Annotated in this window: 18 protein-coding genes; 1 reads left to right on the top strand and 17 read right to left on the bottom strand. The window is 61.5% G+C overall.

The window, feature by feature from the left end; genetic code table 11:
• Window positions 1-548: 548 nt before the first annotated feature.
• The 17 genes from E8L22_RS21015 to E8L22_RS20935 all read right to left on the bottom strand — a co-directional run bounded on the left by E8L22_RS21015 (window position 549) and on the right by E8L22_RS20935 (window position 20,058).
• Window positions 549-1,835 carry a homocysteine synthase gene (locus E8L22_RS21015; protein WP_136527058.1) on the bottom strand — a complete coding sequence of 429 codons (1,287 nt, stop codon included), beginning with the start codon at window positions 1,833-1,835 and terminating at the stop codon, window positions 549-551.
• 109 nt (window positions 1,836-1,944) lie between these two features.
• A complete protein-coding gene (malQ, locus tag E8L22_RS21010; RefSeq protein WP_136516380.1) occupies window positions 1,945-3,432 on the bottom strand; it encodes a 4-alpha-glucanotransferase in 1,488 nt (495 codons plus the stop codon).
• Window positions 3,433-3,773: 341 nt separating this feature from the next.
• Window positions 3,774-5,627 carry an ATP-dependent zinc metalloprotease FtsH gene (gene ftsH / locus E8L22_RS21005; RefSeq protein WP_136527057.1) on the bottom strand — a complete coding sequence of 618 codons (1,854 nt, stop codon included), beginning with the start codon at window positions 5,625-5,627 and terminating at the stop codon, window positions 3,774-3,776.
• 150 nt (window positions 5,628-5,777) lie between these two features.
• Window positions 5,778-6,653, bottom strand: a complete 876-nt coding sequence (gene cas6 / locus E8L22_RS21000) for a CRISPR system precrRNA processing endoribonuclease RAMP protein Cas6 (protein ID WP_136527056.1) — start codon at window positions 6,651-6,653, stop codon at window positions 5,778-5,780.
• 8 nt (window positions 6,654-6,661) lie between these two features.
• Window positions 6,662-7,459: an HD domain-containing protein gene (locus tag E8L22_RS20995; protein ID WP_136527055.1), complete on the bottom strand. Its 798-nt coding sequence runs from the start codon at window positions 7,457-7,459 to the stop codon at window positions 6,662-6,664.
• Window positions 7,452-7,826, bottom strand: coding sequence for a PilZ domain-containing protein (locus E8L22_RS20990; protein ID WP_129128503.1), 375 nt, complete (start codon window positions 7,824-7,826; stop codon window positions 7,452-7,454). The genes E8L22_RS20995 and E8L22_RS20990 overlap by 8 nt, the downstream gene beginning before the upstream one ends.
• A 72-nt stretch (window positions 7,827-7,898) precedes the next feature.
• Window positions 7,899-9,182, bottom strand: coding sequence for a class II fructose-bisphosphate aldolase (locus E8L22_RS20985; protein ID WP_136527054.1), 1,284 nt, complete (start codon window positions 9,180-9,182; stop codon window positions 7,899-7,901).
• Between the two features lie 86 nt (window positions 9,183-9,268).
• Window positions 9,269-10,201, bottom strand: coding sequence for a hypothetical protein (locus E8L22_RS20980; protein WP_136527053.1), 933 nt, complete (start codon window positions 10,199-10,201; stop codon window positions 9,269-9,271).
• A gap of 84 nt (window positions 10,202-10,285) precedes the next feature.
• On the bottom strand, window positions 10,286-10,756 hold the full coding sequence (locus tag E8L22_RS20975; protein ID WP_136527052.1) for an FKBP-type peptidyl-prolyl cis-trans isomerase: 471 nt from the start codon (window positions 10,754-10,756) through the stop codon (window positions 10,286-10,288).
• Window positions 10,757-10,787: 31 nt separating this feature from the next.
• Window positions 10,788-12,029: a DUF1015 domain-containing protein gene (locus E8L22_RS20970; RefSeq protein ID WP_136527051.1), complete on the bottom strand. Its 1,242-nt coding sequence runs from the start codon at window positions 12,027-12,029 to the stop codon at window positions 10,788-10,790.
• Between the two features lie 117 nt (window positions 12,030-12,146).
• Entirely contained in the window at window positions 12,147-12,953 is an 807-nt protein-coding gene (locus E8L22_RS20965; protein ID WP_136527050.1) for an NlpC/P60 family protein, read from the bottom strand.
• Between the two features lie 40 nt (window positions 12,954-12,993).
• Window positions 12,994-14,110 (bottom strand): peptide chain release factor 2 gene (gene prfB / locus E8L22_RS20960; RefSeq protein WP_136527049.1). Its coding sequence is split into 2 segments (ribosomal slippage): window positions 12,994-14,040 and window positions 14,042-14,110, totalling 1,116 coding nucleotides; the frame shifts between segments, so codons are not numbered across the junction.
• Window positions 14,111-14,166: 56 nt separating this feature from the next.
• On the bottom strand, window positions 14,167-15,708 hold the full coding sequence (gene lnt / locus E8L22_RS20955; RefSeq protein ID WP_136527048.1) for an apolipoprotein N-acyltransferase: 1,542 nt from the start codon (window positions 15,706-15,708) through the stop codon (window positions 14,167-14,169).
• Window positions 15,705-16,562, bottom strand: a complete 858-nt coding sequence (locus E8L22_RS20950; protein ID WP_136527047.1) for a hemolysin family protein — start codon at window positions 16,560-16,562, stop codon at window positions 15,705-15,707. Before E8L22_RS20950 ends, lnt begins: the two co-directional genes overlap by 4 nt.
• 43 nt (window positions 16,563-16,605) lie before the next feature.
• Window positions 16,606-17,313, bottom strand: a complete 708-nt coding sequence (locus tag E8L22_RS20945; protein ID WP_136527046.1) for a diacylglycerol kinase — start codon at window positions 17,311-17,313, stop codon at window positions 16,606-16,608.
• A gap of 17 nt (window positions 17,314-17,330) precedes the next feature.
• Window positions 17,331-17,696, bottom strand: a complete 366-nt coding sequence (gene ybeY / locus E8L22_RS20940) for an rRNA maturation RNase YbeY (RefSeq protein WP_246044896.1) — start codon at window positions 17,694-17,696, stop codon at window positions 17,331-17,333.
• The gene (locus tag E8L22_RS20935; RefSeq protein ID WP_136527045.1) at window positions 17,683-20,058 is read right to left on the bottom strand and encodes an HD family phosphohydrolase; all 2,376 of its coding nucleotides are present in this window, start codon (window positions 20,056-20,058) and stop codon (window positions 17,683-17,685) included. The genes ybeY and E8L22_RS20935 overlap by 14 nt, the downstream gene beginning before the upstream one ends.
• A gap of 247 nt (window positions 20,059-20,305) precedes the next feature.
• On the opposite strand from E8L22_RS20935, the gene eno reads away from it, so the two are divergent.
• The gene (gene eno / locus E8L22_RS20930) at window positions 20,306-21,595 is read left to right on the top strand and encodes a phosphopyruvate hydratase (RefSeq protein ID WP_136516396.1); all 1,290 of its coding nucleotides are present in this window, start codon (window positions 20,306-20,308) and stop codon (window positions 21,593-21,595) included.
• Window positions 21,596-21,700 lie beyond the last annotated feature (105 nt).

Genomic DNA, 21,700 nt, shown 5'->3' with positions numbered 1-21,700 from the left:
CCGATTCTAGTTTGAAACAACTGACTTACTTAAAAACCTACATTACTGTTTCGTCTACTATTTAGTTTTCAAAGACCAAGCCGCTGTTTGCGACAGACTCAGCACCCTACCTGAACCGTTCCAACCTGTCAAGATTTTCTTTTCTTAAATCTTTCTCAGATTCGCAGCCACCGCAACTTTCCCACGGTGACTGCCGGTCCAAATATTCGGTTGAAAAGAACGTCGTTGCTGCGGAGTCCAGCTTTATAGCAAAGGCCGTTTCGGCTGTCAATGCTTTTTTGTCGGCCGCTGAGCAGAAAGTGTCTCGTGCGTCAGCGGAGGGTGGTTATAACAAAAGCCCCCCTCCCCGTCAACGGGTTTGTTGTTAGTTTTTTCTCAAGAGACTTAAGCTATAACAATTGTTCGTGCGCAACCACCTTGTGGAGCTTGTGGACCTTGTGCACAGGAGATTACGGTGACGCTATTGCAACGGCGTGGCTCAAACGACCAAGGGCGATGCTTGCGCATCGCCCTTGGCTTTACTGCTATGGGTGCTGTTATCCCTTTACTCAGGCCTGTGCTGCTTTGAGGGCCTGGTCCAGGTCGGCGATAATGTCCTTCACGTCTTCAATGCCAATGGAAAGCCTGATGAAGTCGGGGCTCACCCCTGACGCCAACTGCTCTGCCGGGCTTAATTGCTGGTGCGTAGTAGACGCCGGGTGTATGACGAGGCTCTTTGCGTCACCGATATTAGCCAGATGGGACAAAAGCTTCACATTGTCGATGAACTTCGAGCCTGCTTCCACACCACCCTTGATGCCGAAGCCTATGATGGCTCCCGTGCCATTGGGGAGATACTTCTTCGCATTCGCATGATCTTTGTGGCTCGGCAACCCGGGGTAGTTGACCCAGCTCACCAGTGGATTCTGTTCAAGCCACTCGGCGACCTTCTGGGCATTCTCTACGTGACGCGCCATCCTGACGTGCAGGGTCTCAAGCCCTTGCAGGATCTGGAAGGCGTTGAACGGCGAAAGGCATGCGCCCATGTCTCGCAGCAGTTCAACCCTCATCTTGATGATGTAGGAGATGTTCCCCAGGGCATCCCAGAATTTGAGACCGTGGTAGGAGGGATCAGGCTCGGTGAACTCGGGAAACTTGCCGTTGTTCCATGGAAAGGTACCACCATCAACGACACAACCGCCGATACTCGTGCCGTGGCCACTCATGAATTTGGTCAGCGAATAAACGACTATGTCTGCTCCGTGCTGCAGCGGCTTGAACACATACGGGGTCGCCGCGGTGTTGTCCACGATATAAGGAATCCCTGCATCATGGGCAACCGTGGCAATCGCCTCGAAGTCGTCGACGTTGTTCTTCGGGTTCCCGATCGCTTCGCTGTAAACCAGACGGGTGTTCTCATCGATGGCTTTGCGGATGTTCTCCGGATCCGACGAGTCGACGAACTTAACGGTGATGCCGAGTTTCGGCAGGGTGTAATGGAAAAGGTTGTAGGTCCCGCCATAGAGATAACTGGTAGAGATTATGTTCTGGCCCGCGCTCGCTATGTTGAGCACGGCGTAGGTGGTGGCAGCCTGACCGGAGGCGACAGCGAGCGCTGCAACGCCGCCATCCAACTCCGCCACTCTTTTTTCAAGCACGTCAGTCGTCGGGTTCATCAGACGGGTGTAGATGTTGCCAAATTCCTTCAGCCCGAAAAGGTTGGCCGCATGCTCGGAACTTTTGAACACGTACGAAGAGGTCTGATAGATCGGTACGGCACGGGACAGGGTGGTGGGATCTACAGTCTGGCCGGCATGGAGCGCAAGGGTATCAAATCCGAATTCTTTTTCTGACATAATCTCTCCCGTCCTTTCTGAAGCTGTTTCGTAAAGAATATAGAGTGTTTTCTCTATAACGAAACTTCACCCTCTTTGTCAATAATTTTGGAATTAAAACTCCACCATTTCAGTCTGGTAGCCGTCCGTACAGCTCGGTGGCCCGCGAGAGCTTCGACGCAAGCTTTCCGGTGAAGGCATCCGCCGGGCACCTCCAACTCCAGTTGCCTCCCGCGACACCCGGCACGTTCATCCTCCCGGTACTCGGCAACTCGAGCAGATCCTGCATCGGTATGATGGCGTAATCGGCCACGGAAGCGAGCGCGCAGCGCACCATGTGCCACACGATGTCCGCACCGTCCCGATCGAAGTAGGCCAGTACGTTTTTCTGTTCCTTCCCCTTCAACGACTGAAACCAACCCATAGTGGTGTCGTTGTCGTGAGTCCCGGTGTAGACGACGCAGGAGCGAACGTGGTTGTGCGGCAGATACGGGTTTTCCGGGCCCGAACCGAAGGCGAACTGCAGTATCTTCATCCCCGGAAATCCGAACTGATCGCGCAACGTCTCAACTTCCGGCGTTATGATGCCGAGATCTTCCGCGATGATGGGGAGGCTCCCCAGTGCGTTTCTGAGGGCACGGAAAAGCGCCTCGCCCGGCCCCTTGACCCAACGGCCGTTGATCGCCGTCTTCTCCCACATCGGGACCTCCCAGAAGGCCTCGAAACCGCGGAAGTGGTCGATGCGCACCATGTCGTATAGGGAGAGGTCGTTACGCAGGCGTGCGATCCACCAGCCGAATCCCTCCTGGGCCATGCGGTCCCAGTTGTAGAGCGGGTTCCCCCAGAGTTGGCCGGTCTTGCTGAAGTAGTCGGGGGGGACACCGGCTACGACAATGGGAATTCCCTTCTCATCCAGGTGGAAGAGGTGCGGATTGGCCCATACATCGGCTGAGTCGTAGGCAACGAAGATGGGGAGATCCCCCACGATGGATATGCCGAGCACGTTGGCGTAGGTTTTGAGCTGCTTCCACTGGCGTGCGAATTGCCATTGCTGGTATTTCTGCTCGCCTATGGCACTCCCGAGTTTCTCGCTCCAAGTGGAAAGGGCTTCCGGCTCCCGCTTTGCCAGTGCGTCAGGCCAATCCTTCCAGCTCACCTCTTTGAACTGTTCTTTCAGCGCCATGAAAAGGGCGTAGTCGTGCAGCCAGAAGGTGGTATCGCAGAATTGCCAGAACTCCTCTTTGCGTTTTTGGGGCGCCTCGGCAAAGAAGCGGGCCGCTGCCTCCTTGAGCCTTGCCGACTTGTACAGTTCCGCCGCCCCGTAATCGACGCGGGTCGAATCCAGTTCCGGCCTGGCCTCCCCGGGGAGCAGGTCACCCTCGTCCTCAAGGGCTTCAAGGTTTATGAGCAGAGGATTTCCGGCGAAGGCCGAATAGCACGAATAGGGAGAGTTGCCGTACGCGGTAGGACCAAGGGGAAGGATCTGCCACAGGGACTGCCCTGACTTGTGGAGAAAATCAACGAACCGCTTTGCCTCGTCTCCGAAAGAGCCTATGCCGCCCGGCCCAGGCAAAGACGTCGGGTGCAACAGTATCCCACTTTTTCTCTTCCTCGCCATCCTCACCTCCATTACATTGAATTAAACACTCAGAATCCTTCTGGAATTTGAGCAGACACTACTATGACACAATTCACCTGCAATGCAATGCTCCAAAGCCTTTACCGCACTTTCAACACATGATATAGTGCCGGCCATGGAAACTATAAAGACTGCATCGTTCGAATCTTTGATGGAGCTGGCTGTACCTGATGGTGACGGGTACATCTTCACCTTGGATGGCGAGACTTTCCGGATCAAGGACACACTCGAGATCACCGGGATTGCTACAAGGAAAGGTTACATCATCATCTATTGAGCAAAAGGCGGTGTGTGTGAAGGCCAGTTTCGACTGCTCCGCTTCATGCACCTGCTGCGAGAATCTCGTCCACGCGTCGGCCGTCGAGGGTCTCCTCGTCCAAAAGGGCCAGCGCCAATGCGTCGAGTTTGCTGCGGTTTGCCGTTACCAGCTCCATTGACTTCCCTTCAGCGGCACGAATCAATGCCGCGATCTCCTGATCGATAAGCCAGGCCATCTCTTCCGAGAAGGTCTTTTCCTCGGCCAGCTTCATCCCCAAAAACGGATGTTCCTCCCCGCGCGGGAAAGTCATCGCCCCGATCTTCTCGCTCATTCCCCATTGACAGACCATCTTTTCCGCCAGCTCCGTCACGTGCTTCAGATCGCTTTGCGCACCTGAGGAGACGTCGTGAAAAACGATCCGTTCGGCGACCCTCCCACCCAAGGCGACGCAGAGCCGGTTCACCAGGTATGCGCGCGGGTAGTGGTATCGGTCGTCCTCGGGGAGTTGCTGGGTGACGCCCAGGGCCCGCCCTCTCGGCAGGATGGTCACCTTGTGCACCGGATCCGTACTGGGCAGCAGGCGAGCTACGAGGGCATGCCCTGCCTCGTGGTACGCAGTGATCCTTTTCTCCTCATCGGAGATGACCATGCGCCGCTCACCGCCCATTAGGATCTTGTCCTTGGCGCGCTCGAGCTCCTCTAGCCCGACGACCTGTTTGTTGTCCCTCGCGGCCAGGATGGCGGCCTCGTTGACGAGTCCCTCCAGATCGGCGCCGGTCATACCGGGGGTCCCCTTCGCGATGATGGCGAGATCAACGTCCGGGGTGAGCGGCACCTTCCGGGTGTGCACCTTCAGGATCTTCTCCCGATCACGCCAGTCCGGACGTTCGATCACCACGTTGCGGTCGAAGCGTCCGGGGCGCAGCAGGGCCGGGTCGAGGACGTCGGGGCGGTTGGTGGCGGCGATGACCACGACCTCGGTGTGCGGGTCGAAGCCGTCCATCTCCGACAAAAGCTGGTTCAGGGTCTGCTCACGCTCGTCGTGCCCGCCGCCGAAGCCGGCGCCACGGCTTCTGCCCACCGCGTCCAGTTCGTCGATGAAGATGATGCTCGGGAGCATCTTTCGTGCACCTGCAAAGAGGTCGCGTACGCGGCTCGCTCCCACGCCGACAAACATCTCGATGAAAGCCGAGGCCGATATGGAGAAGAAAGGGACCCCCGCCTCCCCCGCCACCGCCCGGGCAAGCAGGGTCTTCCCCGTCCCCGGAGGCCCGACGAGCAGCACCCCCTTGGGCACCTTCCCGCCGATCTGCTGGAACTTCCTGGGATCCTTCAGGTATTCGACCACCTCGCGCAGCTCCTGCTTCGCCTCCTCCATGCCGGCCACGTCGGCGAAGGTCACATCGATTCGCTCCGAGGTGTAGGCCTTCGCTCCGGAGCGGGCGAAGCCTCCCATCATGCCGGTAGGCCCCTGTTTCCGCATCCCTCTCATGACGAAAAGCCAGACCCCGATGATGATCGCCCAGGGGAGCAGGTAGAGAACTATCGAACCGAAGGCGGAATTTTCGGTAGATACAACATTCACGTCGACCCGCCGCGCGCTAAGCTCGGGCAGCAGGCTTGGGTCCTCCATTGAAGGGAGGGTGGTGTTGAAGGCCGCGGCACTGACCATCTTCCCTTTTTCCTCGACCGCGGTAGCCGGGACCGAGATGGGAGTACGAAACTGTCCCTTCGCGCTCCTCCCCCTGAGGATGAGGTTCTTCACGTTGTTGGCGGAGAGTTCCTGCCTGAACCTGCTGTAGGTAATCTCGACCCCGCGCTCTGCCGTCTGCTTCACCATCGCCCCGTAAAAGAGGTCAAGCAAGAGCACGAACAGTGCGGTGATCAGCAGCGGTCTCCAAAAGGACTGGGCCATGACCGGCTCCTGTACTCAGGGGGTAAAACGGCACCAGGGTATTCTAGCCAAGACGACAAGCATTACAAGTTTTTAATCTTTTAGCATGGGGTGGAGAGAGGAAGAAGGTGGGTGCATGGCGGGGGTGGAACAGAGCCGGGCGTGGCCGGGTCAGGGCTCCAGGCGGTAGCTGCCGAAGCCGAACGGAGCGCCCTTGCCGAGGTGGGTGGCAACGCCAAGCCGCAGGAGAAGGTGGAAGGGCTCCAGGTCCCCCTGAAACCGCGCCACCCCAAGGATCCCGGCGGGACGGCCGTTCCACGAGACGAAGCGGCAGTCGGACGCGATGGTCCGGACGTCTTCGCTGCACTGGGAAAGCCACCGGTAGTCGAGATCGGGCTCGTCTCCCTCGTAGTGATAGGCAAGCGACGAGACCCTGCGCATGAGCGAGCGTGCGAGATGCGCGAAGGTGTAGCTTTTGAGCAGACGGCCGTCCTGGACGAGCTTTAGCGGCGTCAGAAAGCGAAGGGAGAGCGTCTCGGTCGACAGCGGACCAGTCATGTCCGGGTCGAGCGAACCAAGTAGCGGCAGTGCGGGGTGATCCTGCCCCGCGACCACGCTTCGCGCCCCGCCCGAAGACTCGGCGTGCACCGCGACCACGGTCCCGCGTCTCGCCTCAATGAGAAAGCGCACCGCGGAAAGGTAGACGGCAAAATGCTGCACCGCACTCCCCACCAGCGTCAGGGACAGCTCGCAGGCAGCGCCCGCATTGGGGAGGGGCGGCAAAGCGGGAAACCGGAAGATGAAAGGAAGCGGCGGCTTCTGATGACGCCGCACCGCCTCCGGGTCCTTCGCTATCTGCTGGCCGAAGGTAACAGGGAAGGCGCAGCGCGCAAGGGCGGTACACCCCTGGCAGTCGCCCCTTTTGCAGGAGAGGGCCCTGCGGAAGGCATCTTCGAACTCGGAGCGGCCGGCGAAAAGGGCGTAGGGGTCGGAGATGTCGTCCCTTAGGACGAAGCTGAACCAGAGTCTCGCGTAGTGCAGTTCCAAGCGCGCCCCTACCCTTCCGTCTCGAGCCTGCGCTCAAGATGTTCCCGCACCTGCGCCAGGACCTCGCGGACCGGACGTTCATCCGGGAGCATGGCCGCAAAGCGGTCAAGGATGCCGCGCTCCCTGATCAGCCGCAGCGCCTTCAGGTAGTTGATGTCGTAGATCCAGGAGACCTGCAGCAGTTTGAAATCGTTGAGACTCTTTAGGGTGGAGAGATGGACCATCCGCCCGGCGGCGACGGCGGCCAGCGGTTCGGGGGAGCAGCCTGGCAGATCGGGAAAGCCGAGTCCCGCTGCCGAGGCGCGCTCCGATTCGGGGGCGTAGAAGTATTCGACGAAGACGCGCCAGATATCGAGCTTGTCGGCGTCGCGCAGAAGTCTCAGCAGTGCGTCGGTCTCGGCGGGAAGTCCATCCGGAACATGAAATGCATTGTGCATGCGTACCGCGGTGTCGACACGGGAGAGCTCTTCAGCGGAAAGGAATTGCAGCGGAGCGTGACTCTTCATGATTTGCGCGGAGAGGTGAGCGTGGTTCAGCGACTCGCTGTCCTTGAAGGTGCCGTAATCACGGTACTGCGGAAAGCGCCCCAAGTCGTGGCACAGAGCGGCCACTTCGGCAAGAACCAGGAAACGCCGAGGCATCCCTTGCGCCACGATGAGCGCATCGCGGCAGACGTTGCTGGTGTGCTGCTGCTTCAGGTCGTAGTTGCGCTGCACCGCCGGATCCCCGGTTCGAAAGGAATCGCAGTAGGAGGTGAACCAGTCGCGCAGCGGCGAGAGGTCCGGAAGTGCCGCCTCATCATTCATCGTGCATCTTCTTGACGATGTACTCCGAAAACTCCGCCATGACCTTCGATTCGTCCCCACCCTGGTAGGAGATGATGCTCCGCAGGTGGGCGAAGGATTCGACGTCCATCTTATCGAATGCACAGCCGATGCCGCCTGGAACGAGACGGGCAACGGTCCCCTTCACGTTGATGACGATCGGCTCGGCAGCCGAGGATAGATAGATGGTGACCTCAACGGGAGAACCGACCGGGATCTTCTCCTCGGTCTCCATATAAAGGCCATGCAGACTGATGTCGGTCACCTCGCCCTTTATGGCCACGCCTTCCGCCTGCAACAGCGCGGAAACCCTGAAATCAACCCGCGAGAAGTTACGCCTGTCGTTCATCATGTTCCCCTTTCGGACAGCCGGCGGAAAAAGGGGGCGCGTGGCCCCCTCTTTTTTGCCTGCTGCATGCTGCTAGTCCTCGAAGTTCCCCTCGGGCCCCTTGTCACGGGAGAGCCCCTTAGCCTGCTTGGGAAGCTGCTCCTTGGTCCACTCCGCCGGGTTCTCGATGCGCTTCCCTTTCGGGCCGAGATCGTAGGAACCGGCCTTGACGATGGCTTCGATGGCGAGCGGAGCGGTGTCGGCCGAATTGAAGACGTTGGTGATGAGGTTGTAGGCGAAGTCCTCCACCCTCTTGCACATCCGGTCGCGCACTTCCTTCGTCTGAGCCAGGAGCTTGTTCTCGAACGGGAGGTTCAGGTTCTTGTAATCCCCCTTCTTCCACCCCTTGGAATCAGCGAAGGCGACCATCTCGGCCCAAAGCTCCTCACTCATCCCCTCGCCCTTCACCTTGATGAAGTTGCCGTTCGCGTCGAGGTTGGCGTTGCCGTACTCGTTCACCTCGAGCCCCCAGGAGATGAACTGCAGCGCGGTGGCCACGTTCGCCTTGGTGGTGCGGGTGTTCTGGGCGATCTGGCGCAGCCTCTCGTAGCTGTTGCCGGAGGTTCCGTGCTGGGCGCCGTTCACGCCGTACGCCTTGATCGCCTCGTGGATCTCGGCGGTCAGGTCGACCTGGATGCCGGCGTCTGATGCCTCGATGCCGTGAGTGGTGCCGTTGTTGAGGGCGATCCAGTCCGGGAAGATATCATGTGCGTTCAGGCCGCGGATCAGGAAAAGCGCCTCGGGGACGGTGGAGAGCCCCTCCTTACCCTTGATCTCGCCGACCTCGGTCTCGAGACCGGCCCAGGCAGGGATCACGCTGTTCAGCTCGAGGTTGGCGAGAAGGTTCTCCTCGTCCGGCAGGTGTGAAGCGTCGATGGCGATGGAGGTGATGCCGGCGTCGAACATGCTCGGGATCTCGACCTTGGCGGACTTCACGTCCCCCTCGCCTTTGATGCCATAGTGGTCGGCGTGGATGGCGACCGGAATGGTGATGCCGAGCTCGTTGGCTACGGCGTCAACCTGGCGCGCCATGTTCCAGTAGTTGACCGGGCAGTAGGCCTTCTGCCCCCCTTCGCTCTTGGCGATCTCGATGATGACGGCAGCGTTGGCCTTCTGGGCTGCGGCGAGCACGCCGCGGATGACGAAGTGGTTGCGGCCGTTGGCGGCCAGGGCCAGGGCGTGTCCCTTGGCGTTCATGGCGCGGTCGATGACCTTGCCGCTTACCAGCAGTGCTTTTGAATTGGGGAAGAGTTTCGCTACGTTGGGGGGGCGCCCGACTTCAAGCGCTTTGACGAAATCTGAAGATGTTGCAGTCATATCTCCTCCTTTTGGTGGGAATATCAATTCATGGCAAAAAGCCGCTTCCTTATAGCATCTTAATCATGTAAAGGCAAGAGCCTTCGCTACCGATCCAGGATGAACTCCGTAGCCCCTCCTCCGCGGAACGGGCCACGTCCCAGGTACTCCCCACTCCAGTAGAGTGAGGCTTCGCCCGGAGGGAGGCCGGACTCGACTGCGGCGAAGGTGAAGCGTGCCGGAAGCCTGTCCCCGGTGGCGGCGGTGACGGCGAGCGGGTAACGGGCCAGGACCGGAAAATCGCCCCGCACCGTTTCCGCAGTCATCGATTGCGCCGCGCTGCCGCGCGACACGAAGCACTGCACCCCCTTCTCGCGCGGCGGAAGCTTCGCGTGCAGCAAAAGCTCGCCGCTTCCCTCTCCGGAGAGGCGAAGGTCGTAGCTCGGGGTCCAGCGCTCATCGCGCATCAGGTAGGAGACCCGCGCCTTGCTCCCGGTCACCCAGATGCGCGCCGAGGCCACCCCCTTGCCGGCGGCCGCGATCTCACGCTCCACGGCGTCGAGGACCAAGCGGCATTTGCGCTTGCTGCGCAATACCCCCTCCATCTGGCTCAAAGCGAAGTCGGTACCCTGCTGCAGGGCGGCCACCGGATCGGGGTTCGCCTTGGTCCTGCGCGGCGCCTTGCCGCTTTGCGACTTGGCCGCTGCGCTGAAGATCTCCTCGCGCCGGTCCAGTGCGGCCATCCTGTCGAGCAGTTCGCCCCGGCGCTCCTTGAGCCGTGCCAGTTCGCCGGAACGGCGCCGGTCCTGTTCGGCCGGCACCAGCTCAACCCGCAGCACCGATCCGCCCGGGGCCTTCACCCTGAGCGAGCCAGGAGCAAAGCTCTCCGGAAGAGGCAGCTCCGCATAGCCGCCGGGGGCACCCACTTCCTGCTCCACCCGGGCTCCGTCGGTGAAGTAAGTGACACTCTTCGTCCCGGCGAACGCCTGCCGGCAAAGCAGGGACGAAAGAAGGAGAACGGCGAGCGGGAGAAGGCGCATGCGGCACCTCGCTGACGGCTTGGGATGAAAAGACAGAGGACAACTTTACAGTCCTCCTTAAGCCATTGCAAGGAGCCGCGCCGCTTACTTCTCTACATCCAGAAGCTCCACTTCAAAGACCAGGGTCGCGTTGGGGGGTATCACCCCGCCTGCGCCGTTCGCCCCGTAGCCAAGCTGCGGCGGGACGACGAGCTTCCTTTTGCCGCCGACCTTCATGGACATCACCCCTTCGTCCCACCCGGGGATCACCTCGCCCGCGCCGATCCGGAATACGAAGGGCTGGCCGCGGTCGAGCGAGCTGTCGAACTTGGAGCCGTTCTCAAGCGTGCCGGTGTAATGGACGGTGACGCTCTTGCCCGAGGTGGGCGACGCGCCGGTCCCCACCACAAGATCGGTGTAGGAAAGGCCGGAAGCGGTGGTCACCGCACCGGCTGCACTTTTCTTTTCTGTCTTTTCGGCTGCCGCCAGCTTGGTCGGTTCCTTCTGGGAGCAGGCGGGTATGGCCACCGCCGCCATGAGCAGCAGCAGCACAAGGAACTTCTCAACGTTACGCATCAATCTCCTCCGTCAGGTGTGATTAATCGTTTTAATCCAGCAGGTGGACAAAGAGTCCGCTTCTGAGCTTCGGTTCGAACCAGGTTGACTTGGGCGGCATGATCTTGTCCTCGTCCGCCAGCGACATGAGCTCCTCGATAGAGGTCGGGAACAGGGAGAAGGCGACCATGTACTCGCCGGAATTCACCACCCGCTCCAGTTCCTCGACGCCGCGGATTCCGCCCACGAAGTGGATGCGCTGGTCGGTGCGCGGGTTGCGCACGCCGAGGACCGGGCTCAAGAGGTTGTCCTGCAGGATGGATACGTCCATGGAAGCGACGGGATCGTTTTCCGGGAAGGAGTCCTCGCGCGGGACGAGCACGTACCACTTTCCGCCCAGGTACATGCCGAACTGGTGCCGCTCGCCGGGCTGCACCGCGCCGGAGACCGGCGTCGCCTCGAAGCGCTCGCCGACGCGTGCCATGAACTCGGCGAAGCTGCGGCCGTTCAGATCCTTCACCACCCGGTTGTAGGGCATGATGGTCATCTCGTTGTCCGGGAAGATCACGGTGAGGAAGAAGTTGTACTCCTCGCTGCCGGTGTGCTTCGGGTTGGCGTCCTTTCTCAGGTCGCGCACCCGGCTCGCCGCGGCACTGCGGTGGTGGCCGTCGGCGACGTAGAGGGTCGGGATCGCGGCGAAGCTCGCGGTCAGGGAGTCGATGAGTGCCTGGTCGGCGATGTCCCACAGGGTGTGGGAGACGCCGTCGTCGGTGGTGAAGTCGTAAAGCGGCTCACCCTTGGTCACCTGATCGATGGTCGCGGTGATGGCCGGGGCGTTGCGGTAGGTGTAGAAGACCGGCTCGTCGTTCGCGTTCAGCGCATCGATATGCTTTACGCGGTCCTCCTCCTTGTCCGCCCTGGTCAGCTCGTGCTTCTTGATGGTGCCGTCTTGGTAGTCGTCGACACCGGCGCAGACCACGAGGCCGGTCTGGGTGATGTTGCCCATCTTCTGGCGGTAGACGTAGTAGCGCTCGGTGTCGTCCTGCAGCAGCACCCCTTCTTTCATGAACTTCGCGAGGTTCTCCCGCCCCTGGACGTAGACCGGGTCGGAGTGCACGTCGATGTCTTCCGGAAGATCGATCTCCGGGCGGGAAATGTGCAGAAAGCTCGCCGGATTGCCGGCCGCCATCGCCATGGCCTCCTGCGTGTTCATCACGTCATAGGGAAGAGCGGCGACCTTCTCCGCCAGATCCTTTTTGGGGCGCACCGCCTTGAACGGCTTGATAAATGCCATAACTGCTCCTGTCTTTTAATTCTCGTTCTACAATCTATGTTCTAGGTTCTGTGTTCTATGTTCTAGGTTGTCTCTGTTTCAGGTACTGCACTCTCATCGGCTTTTACCGGCGTCGGCTTAAAAGTATCGCTTCGCGCCGACGAACCTCTTCTGAAAGTAGGATTCGTCCATGGAACTCACCTTGATGTCGTCGCCGCGACGCGGGGCATGCACGAAACGGCCGTTGCCGACGAAGATGCCGACGTGGTTGATCTCGTCCGGGGAGCCCCCGAAGAAAACCAGATCGCCGTCCTTTAACTCCTCGCGCCCCACGGCGTCACCCACCCGGTACTGCTCGCGCGAGGTGCGCGGGATGTTGACGCCGCACAGGTTGTAGACGGCGCGCACGAAACCGCTGCAGTCCATGCCGTCCACCACGGTGTCCCCGCCCCAACGGTACGGGATACCGACGAAGCGCTCCGCGGTCCGGGCGGCGATCCCGCCCATGTCGCTGCGGTCGCGCTTCACCGGCTCTTCCTTCTTCTTCACGGGCTTCGCCGGCTTGGTGATCGAGGGGGCCGGCGCCTTCTCGATCACGGTCTCGCGCAGCGCGGCACTTCGCTCGGGCTGCGGCGCGGCGATGAAGTAGGAGCCGATGGTCCTCTCCTTCACGAGCTTCTGCGCCGCCTTGCGCGCATCGTCGCGACGGGGGAAGTCCCCGAAGCGCACGGCGTAGATGCCGTTTTCCCTTTTGAAGTAGAAGGCCTCGATCCCCTGGTCCTGAAGTTTTTTGGTCAGCCGCTCGGCGTTTTTCACGTCGGAGAAGGCGCCCACCTGGATGGCGAAGCCAACGCTCGTGAGCCCCGCACGCTGGGCGGCGCAGCCGGTGGCCGCGGGTGCCAGCAGCAATAGATATATGACAAAAAGCCTTACCGTCTTAAGCATTATCGTTCCTTGTCAGAGCTCCCGCCCCGTAAACCCACCCCTAGATGTCGCTCGTCTCGCGGCGCACGCCCATGAGGTAGGGGACCACGAAGTCGTCCAGCGCGCCGTCCAGCACGTTGTCGGGATTGCCGCTCTCGACACCGGTGCGCAGGTCCTTCACCATCTTGTAGGGATGCAGCACGTAGGAGCGGATCTGGCTCCCCCAGCCGATTTCCTTCTTCTCCCCGGCGATATCGGCCGCCTTCGCCTCGCGCTCCCTGAGCTCCAACTCGTAGAGCTTGGAGCGGAGCACCTTCATCGCGGTCGCCTTGTTCATGTGCTGGCTCCGCTCGCTCTGGCAGGCCACCACGGTGCCGGTGGGGAGGTGGGTGATCCTGATCGCGGAGTCGGTGGTGTTGACGTGCTGACCGCCTGCCCCCGAGGAGCGATAGGTGTCGATCCTCAGGTCGCTCTCCGATATCTTGATGTCGATGTCCTCTTCCTCGATGATCGGGAAGACGAACACGGAGGCGAACGAGGTGTGACGCCGGGCGGAGCTGTCAAAGGGCGATATGCGCACCAGGCGGTGGATCCCCGCCTCCGCCTTCAGATAGCCGTAGGCGAACTCGCCGGTCGCCGCGAAGGTAACCCCCTTGATCCCGGCCCCATCCCCTTCCTGGTAGTCGGTGATCTCGGTCTTCCACCCCTTCTTCTCGCAGTAACGCAGGTACATGCGCAGGAGCATCTCGGCCCAGTCCTGCGACTCCGTCCCGCCTGCACCGGAGTTGATGGAAACGAAGGCGCCCGAGGCGTCGTGCGGCCCGGAGAGCATGCGACGGAATTCCGCCTGGCTCACCACGGTCTCCAGTTGCGCGTTCATGGCGCGCACCTCGGCAAGGGTCGCCTCGTCCTCTTCCTCGCTCCCCAGCTCGATCAGTTCCTTAATGTCGCCGGCCTGCCGCTCGAGCGATTCCCAGGTGTTGACGTCCTTCTCCATGGCCATCCTGGCCTTGAGGACCTTCTGGGCATTCTCGGCATCGTTCCAAAAATCGGGGCGGGAGGTCACCTCTTCGAGCTCCTGCATCCGCTCCCTCTTGTCATCTACGTCAAAGAGACCCCCGGAGGTTGTTGATGCGCTCCACGAGCTCTTCTATCTTGGCTATTTCCTCTCTGAACATCGGTACGGCTCCTTATGTCGCATCGCCTTCAGGCGATATAGGTTTTTGTCAAAAAATCAGTCCCGCCCTCTGCGACGGTAGCAGGCGACCGCCATCCCCGCGCTCCCGGAGAGGCAGAGCAGCGCGAAGAGGTCGCCGAAACGGGTGTAGAAGGTCCCCCGCGCGCCGGTACGGATCTCCCCGGCCAGGGTTCCCTCCTGGAACAGCGGTGTAACCCCGCGGATGTGCCCCTTGCTGTCGATCACCGCGCTGATCCCGGTGTTGGCGGCACGCACCAGGGGGACCCGGTTCTCCACGGCCCGGAACACGGTCATGGAGAGATGCTGGTACGGTGCGGAGGTGCGCCCGAACCAGGCATCGTTGGTGATGTTCACCAGGAGCCCGGCGCCCTGCTCGACGTAGGCACGGGCGATTTCCGGGAAGATCCCCTCGAAGCAGACCAGCACGCCGAGCTTCCCCGCGGAAGAGGCAAGGAGCTGGGTGCTCTTGCCCGGAGAGAAATCGCCGACGCCGGTCACCAGCTTGTTCACGAACGGCAAAAGCGGAGCAAGCGGCACGTACTCGCCGAAGGGGACCAGGTGCAGCTTGTCGCTTCGTCCGGCCACGACGCCCTGCTCGGTGACGAGAAAGACGCTGTTCAGGTAGCGCACCGTTCCCCCCTCCTGCTCAAAGGCGGGGCTTCCCACCACGATGGGGCTCTTCAGTTCCCTGGCGAGGCTCTTGAGCCGCTCCGCGTAGGCGGGCTCCTGCTGCAGGAAAAACGGCATGGCGCTCTCGGGCCAGACCACGAGCGTCCCGGGCTCGCGGCACCCCTCGCGGGTCAGCCGCTCGTAGGTCTTCACGGTGGCGTCCTGCCAGGCCGGGGCCCACTTGACGTCCTGCGGGATGTTTCCCTGCACCACGAGCACCCGCTGCGTCACACCCCTGTCGGCACGGGTGAGCCGGGCGACGCCGTACACCATGGTGGCGGCAAGAAGCAGCACCAGCATGATGAGCGCGCGCACCGGGTAGGGCTTTTTGTGCCGCATGGAAACCCAGATCCGGTAAAAGACCACGTTGGCGAAGGCAACGAGGAAGCTCACCCCGTACACGCCGGTCAGGTCGCTGATCTGGATCAGCGGCAGGGTGCGGTATTGCGAGTACCCGAGGTTCGCCCACGGAAAGCCGGTGAACGCGTAGGAGCGGACCGCCTCCCCCGTGACCCACAGAAGCGGAAAGGAGCAAAGAAGCGGGATCCCGTTCTCCTCGCAGCGCCGCACCATCCACAAAACCGCGGCCGGGTAGAGCGCGAGGTATCCTGCAAGCAGAAGAAAGAGCGTGCCGCTCACGCTCCAGTGCAGCTTGCCGTACCCCATCATCACCACGTTCAGCCAGTACAGAAGTGCCGTGTAAGCGGCGCTGCCGGCGACGAACCCGAGCCGGAACCCGAGCCTCGGGGCGACGCCGTCGGCGGCGACAAACAGCGGCACGAAGGCGATCCACGCCAGCACCGAGATGCCGGGAAGCGGAAAGGAAACCGCGAGCAGCGCACCCGAGCAAAGCGCCAGCAGGTAGCGCCCCGCGGTCGTCGCGCCGGGGTTCACCGTCTTGCCGGTCACGACTCCTCGGACTCCCGTTCCAGCTCTTCTTTACGGGCGATGTGCACCTTCGCGATGCGGCGTTCGTCCGCTTCGAGCACGGTAAGTACCAGGGTCTCGCTCTCGATCACCTCGCCCGCCAGCGGGATGCGGCCGGTCAGGTGGAAGATGAGCCCCCCAACCGTCTCGAAGTTGTCCTTCTCGATGGAGACGTGGAAGTGCTCCTCCACCTCCTCGATGGTGAGCCTGCCATCGGCGACGATGGAGCCGTCCCCCTGCACCGAGAGGCGCTCGGTCTCCAGGTCGTACTCGTCCTGGATGTCCCCCACGATCTCCTCGAGCAGGTCCTCGATGGTGACGAGCCCCGCGGTGCCGCCGTACTCGTCGATGACCACCGCCATATGGACGCGCCGCTTCTTGAAGTCGTGCAGCAGCTCCTCCAGGTTCTTGGTCTCGGGGACGAAGAAGGGGGCACGGATCAGCTTCCGCAATTCGATGGCGTCGTCCGGCTCGCCCCAGTATCTCAGGAGGTCCTTCGCGTAGATGAGGCCGATGACGTTGTCGATGGTCCCTTCGTAGACCGGCAAGCGCGAGTGGCCGGAGGCGATGATCGATTTCAGCACCTCGCTCACCTCGTCCTGAATGGAAACGCAGGACATCTCCATGCGCGGCAGCATGATCTCGCGCACCATCGAGTCACCCAAGGTGAGGATGGAGCGGATCATCGCGTTCTCCTCCTGGTTGATGACCCCTTCTTCCTCGCCGGCGTCCATGATCTCCTGGATCTCGGCCTCGGTGACCTTCTTTTTGCCGTACAAGAGCCGGGTCAGGGATTCGATGAGCCCCTGTCCCTTGCGTCCGTTACCCTCTTCCAAGGATGTTTCTCCTTACTGTTGCTGCATTGTCGGTCAAGACGTTTCACCCGAAGGCGCGGAACAGCAGATGCACCGCCACGGTGATCGCCACCCCGACGAGCCCCCCCGCCACGACTTCCCTGGGACGGTGGATCCTCAAAAGAAGGCGCGAGTGGCTCACCATGGCGGCGAGGATGAAACAGAAAACCGTTATGAGCGGGTCCTGAGTGTGCAGCGCGACCGAGGTGGCGATGGAAAAGCCGACCGCCGAGTGGCCGCTCACGCCCCCCCCTTCGAGCGGGGTCCCGGTGCCGCCGCGCGCCTTCATGATCACCACGACGATGAGCACGAGGACCACCGAAACCACCATCCCCGTCTCCGTTTCGGTACCGATCATCTCGAGCCCCGTTCTCTGCCAGGGGAGCACGTACCTGGCGAGCACCAGGTACCCCATGATGGCGGTGCCGAAGGCCGCCACGAGCACGGCGCCCGCGGCGACATCTTTGGCGAGCTTCGCCAGCGGGTGGTACCCGGGCGAAATCATGTCCACCACGATTTCGACCGCCGTGTTCATGAGTTCGGCGAAGAGGACGAAGCTGACCGCCAGGGCGAGCAGCATGAACTCCATGGAGGAGACCCGCAGCAAAAGGGCGGTGAAGAGCACGGCGAGCGCCGCCAGGAAGTGGTAGCGCATGTGCTTTTGCGTGCGCGTCGCGTGGAGGATCCCCTCGATCGCGCAGTTCACCGAGTCGATGAAGCGGGTCGGCTTCATGCTACCGCTTTCCCAGGCTAGACAAGCCCTTCCTCGACGAGCAGGGCGAAGATCTCACGCTCTTTCGCCTCCATGCGGGCGGCCTCGGCCTCACCGCTTCTTTCGTGGTCGTAGCCGGTGATGTGCAGGATGCCGTGCATAAGCAGGAAGTACAGGCGGCCCAAAAAGGTGTCGCCGGACTCCTCGGCCTCGCGCGCCGCGGTGTCCACGGAGATCACCACGTCCCCCAGCACCTCCGGGTTGACGGCCCCGAACTCCCCTTCCTGCATGGCGAAGGAGATCACGTTGGTCGCCTTGTCACGCCCCAGGTACTCACGGTTCAGGACCCGGATGGCCCGGTCCCCGACGATGCTCACCGAGAGTTCCGCCTCAGGACATCCCAAGGCGTCTAAGATCCTCTGTGCCACCCTTCGCAGGTCCTTCTTCGCGACCGGTATCCGCCTTTGGCGGTTCGCTATCGATATCTTCTGGCTTCCTGGCAATCGTCTTCTCCTTGTAGGCGGGCTCGGGGTAATCGATACGCTGATGGTAGATCCCCACGAGTATCTGGTTGAAGCTCTTGGCTATCTCGTGCAGGTTTTTGAGCGTCAGTTCGCACTCGTCCAACTGCCCGTCGATGAAGATGTTGTTGATGATCTTCTGCACGAGCCCCTGGATCCTCGCCGGGGTCGGATCGGTGAGCGTGCGCGAGGCGGCCTCGACGCAATCGGCAAGAAGCACGAGCCCCGCCTCCCTGGTCTGCGGTTTGGGCCCCGGGTAGCGGAAGTCGCGCTCCTCCACCGGCGGGGAGCCCGGTGTCTCCAGCCCTTTCGCCTTCAGGTAGAAGTAGTTGATGATCGAGGTGCCGTGCGACTGACGGATGATCTCGATGATCGGCTGCCCCAGGCGGTGCTCCTTGGCGAGTTCGACACCGTCCTTCATGTGCGAAATCAGGATGAGCGCACTCATGCTCGGAGAGAGCTTGTCGTGGCGGTTCTCACCATCGCGGATGTTCTCGATAAAGTACTGCGGCTTCTTCAGCTTTCCGACGTCGTGGTAGTAGGCGGCGACACGGGCGAGCAGCGGGTTCGCGCTGATCGCCTCGGCGCCGGCCTCGACCATGTTGCCGACGAGTACGCTGTGGTGGTAGGTCCCGGGGGCCCGGATCATCAGCTCGCGCAACAACGGCGAGTTGAGGTTCGCAAGCTCCAGAAGCTTGACGTCGGTGGTGTACTGGAACACCGCCTCGATGAGCGGAATCATGCCGGACACGTAAGCCGCGTTGATGAAGCCGCCCAAGAAGGCGAAGACGATGCCGTAAACCGGTTGCAGCGAGATCGGGCTGTCGTTGTAGACGTGGAAGCAGACGGCGAGCGCCATGTTCACCGCGCTCACCTTGAGCCCCGCGCTGTAAATGGTCCCACGGTCCTTGCACTGGCGCACGCCGTGAGCCCCGACGATGCCCCCCAGAAGTGCATAGACGACGACCTGGAGCGAGTTGTTCAACATGATCCCGGTCAGGGGCGCGGTGATGGCGCAGTAGACCAGGGCGACCTCGGAGTTCAGGATGATCCTGACCACGATGGCGGAGGCCGCAAAAGGGAAAAGGTAGAAGTAGTTCGCCGTGTCGATGGAAGGGAAGAGCCCCCCCATGGCGGTGGAAACGGTGGAGACCAGCTTCAGCACCCCGAAGTTCACCACGGTGAGAAGGGACAGTAACAGGATGTCCTTGTTGCTCGGGTTGAATTTCCTGATGTTCTTGCGACCGAAGCGGAAGGGGGCGTAACAGAGCACCAGGATGAGCCCGAAGATGCCGAGGCCGGTGAGGATCGGGGCGCTGTTGCGCGCACTGAAAACCCGCTCCAGCTTCATGGCCTGCTCGGAGGTGACCCGCTCGCCGACACGGACCAGCATCTCGCCCCGCTTCATCTTGAAGAGGACAGGACGCACCGCTCCGCGAGCCTGGCTCTTCTTCTCGTCGGTGCCGTTGCGGTCGAAGGTGAGGTTCGGGGCGATCATGCGCAGCGCGAGCCCCTTCAGGGTCTCGAGGTCACGGGGAGAAGCACCCTGGGTAAGGGTCATCCCTAAAAAGGCGCGGCGCGCCCCGGCGAGATCGAGGCTGGCGGAGTAGTCCCCTCCCGCCACGTCCTGCTTGGTCGTCTCGTCCACCACCACGATGCCGTGGCGCAGGTCCGCGGCGAAGTGCCCCTTGTCCGCCACGATGCGCTGCCGGTACAAGGGGGCTAGCTGCCGCCCGAGGTCGGAGAGGAAGGCGCGCTGCTGCCTGACCCGCGAGAGCGCGGCCAGTTCCTGCGCAGAGACGTCCACGCCGACCGCCGCGATCACCGCCTTGCGCCTCGCCTCGCCGTGCAGGGTGGCGTCGTCCATCAGCTCGAGGGCGTCCTCCAGACGGCGCACCAAGTCTATGTTGCCGTTGGGTGCAAGCGTATAGACGAAGGGGGCGGCAGCTTCGGCCTCGGCACGCTTCTTCTCGGTGAGGAGCAGGTCCTCGATGAGATAGTCCTGCGTGGCGCGGATGTCGGAGGTGGCAATATCCCCCTCCCGGTAGTGCACCGAGAGGAACTGCGGGCTCGGGATGATGAACAGGGTGAGGAATAAGGCGGTGAGGAAGAGCATGATGAAGCGGCTGCGCTTCTCATACCGGTCGCAGGTGAAACCTTGCGCGACCGCTTCCATCCAGCTGTCACACAACCGGATCAGCGAACTCTTCTGAATTGTCTGTTTATCGCCGCTTTCAGTGGGCATTATTTCAATGGTTCCCGTGTCGTAAGGACAGAGACTGCAAGGCTAGCAGCAAGGGCACAATATATCCCTTTTATTCGATTACTGTCAATCTAAACGAAATCTCTGGAACCGCTGTCACGACGGCATGTTAGCAAATTTTTACAAAAGTTCCTTCCCTTTGGGGGCGGTTATGTTATATAACGGAACTCCATTAAGACGGGCGGTGCCGCCCGTTCACAATCCAAAATCCATTGCAGGGAGGGGAGAGATGAGCCAGATAACCGACGTTTACGCCAGAGAAATCCTTGATTCCAGGGGAAACCCGACACTCGAGGTCGAAGTGTTCCTGGATTCCGGTGCCATGGGTAGAGCAGCGGTTCCTTCCGGCGCATCTACCGGTGAGCGCGAGGCCCTTGAGCTGCGCGACGGCGACAAGGGGCGTTACCTCGGCAAGGGCGTCGAGAAGGCAGTCTCCAACGTCAACGACATCATCGCCGACGAGATCACCGGCATGGACGCCACCGACCAGGTAGGCATCGACAAGAAGATGCTCGAGCTCGACGGTACCGAGTTCAAGAGCCGTCTCGGCGCCAACGCCATCCTCGGCGTCTCGCTCGCCGTGGCCAAGGCCGCGGCCGACGAGGTGGGTCTGCCGCTGTACCAGTACATCGGCGGCGCCAACGCGAAGGAACTGCCGCTGCCCATGATGAACATCATCAACGGCGGCGCGCATGCCGACAACAACGTCGACATCCAGGAATTCATGATCATGCCGGCGGGTGCGAAGAGCTTCAAGGAGGCGCTCCGCATGGGCGCCGAGATCTTCCACGCCCTCAAGTCGGTCCTGAAGGGTAAGGGCTACAACACCGCGGTGGGGGACGAGGGGGGCTTCGCGCCGAACCTCAAATCCAACGAGGAGGCGCTCCAGGTGATCATGGAGGCCATCGTGAAGGCGGGCTACAAGCCGGGTGAGGAAGTCGTCCTCGCTCTCGACGTCGCCTCTTCCGAGCTCTTCGAAAACGGGGTGTACACCCTGGAGAACGAGACCGAGTCGAAGAAGACCGCCGACCAGATGGTCGACTTCTACGAGAACCTCGTCAACAAGTACCCGATCATCTCCATCGAGGACGGCATGGCCGAAAACGACTGGGATGGCTGGAAGAAACTCACCGACCGCCTCGGCAAGCGCATCCAGATCGTGGGCGACGACCTCTTCGTGACCAACCCCTCCATCCTTAAGGAAGGGATCAAGAAGGGGATCGCGAACTCCATCCTGATCAAGCTGAACCAGATCGGCACCCTGACCGAGACCCTCGACGCCATCGAGATGGCCAAGCGCGCCGGTTACACCTGCGTCATCTCGCACCGCTCCGGCGAGACCGAGGACGTGACCTTAGCCGACCTCTCCGTCGCGGTCAACGCAGGCCAGATCAAGACCGGTTCGCTCTGCCGCACCGACCGCGTCGCGAAGTACAACCAGCTCCTGAGGATCGAGGACGAGCTCGACGAGGTCGCCATCTTCAGGGGACACGACGTGTTCTACAACGTGAAAAAATAGGGGCACGCGATCGCTCCCGCGCTTCCCGGTTACATCGAGGGCGCACCCACCAGGGTGCGCCCTTTTTCTTTGCCCCTGGCGCCCCCGGATTCCCTTGCGCCTTCT

The sequence above is a fragment of the Geomonas ferrireducens genome, assembly GCF_004917065.1.
GTDB classification, from domain to species: Bacteria; Desulfobacterota; Desulfuromonadia; order Geobacterales; family Geobacteraceae; genus Geomonas; species Geomonas ferrireducens.
Note: the sequence above shows the minus strand (reverse complement) of the source record. Positions and strands in the feature narration are given on the sequence as shown.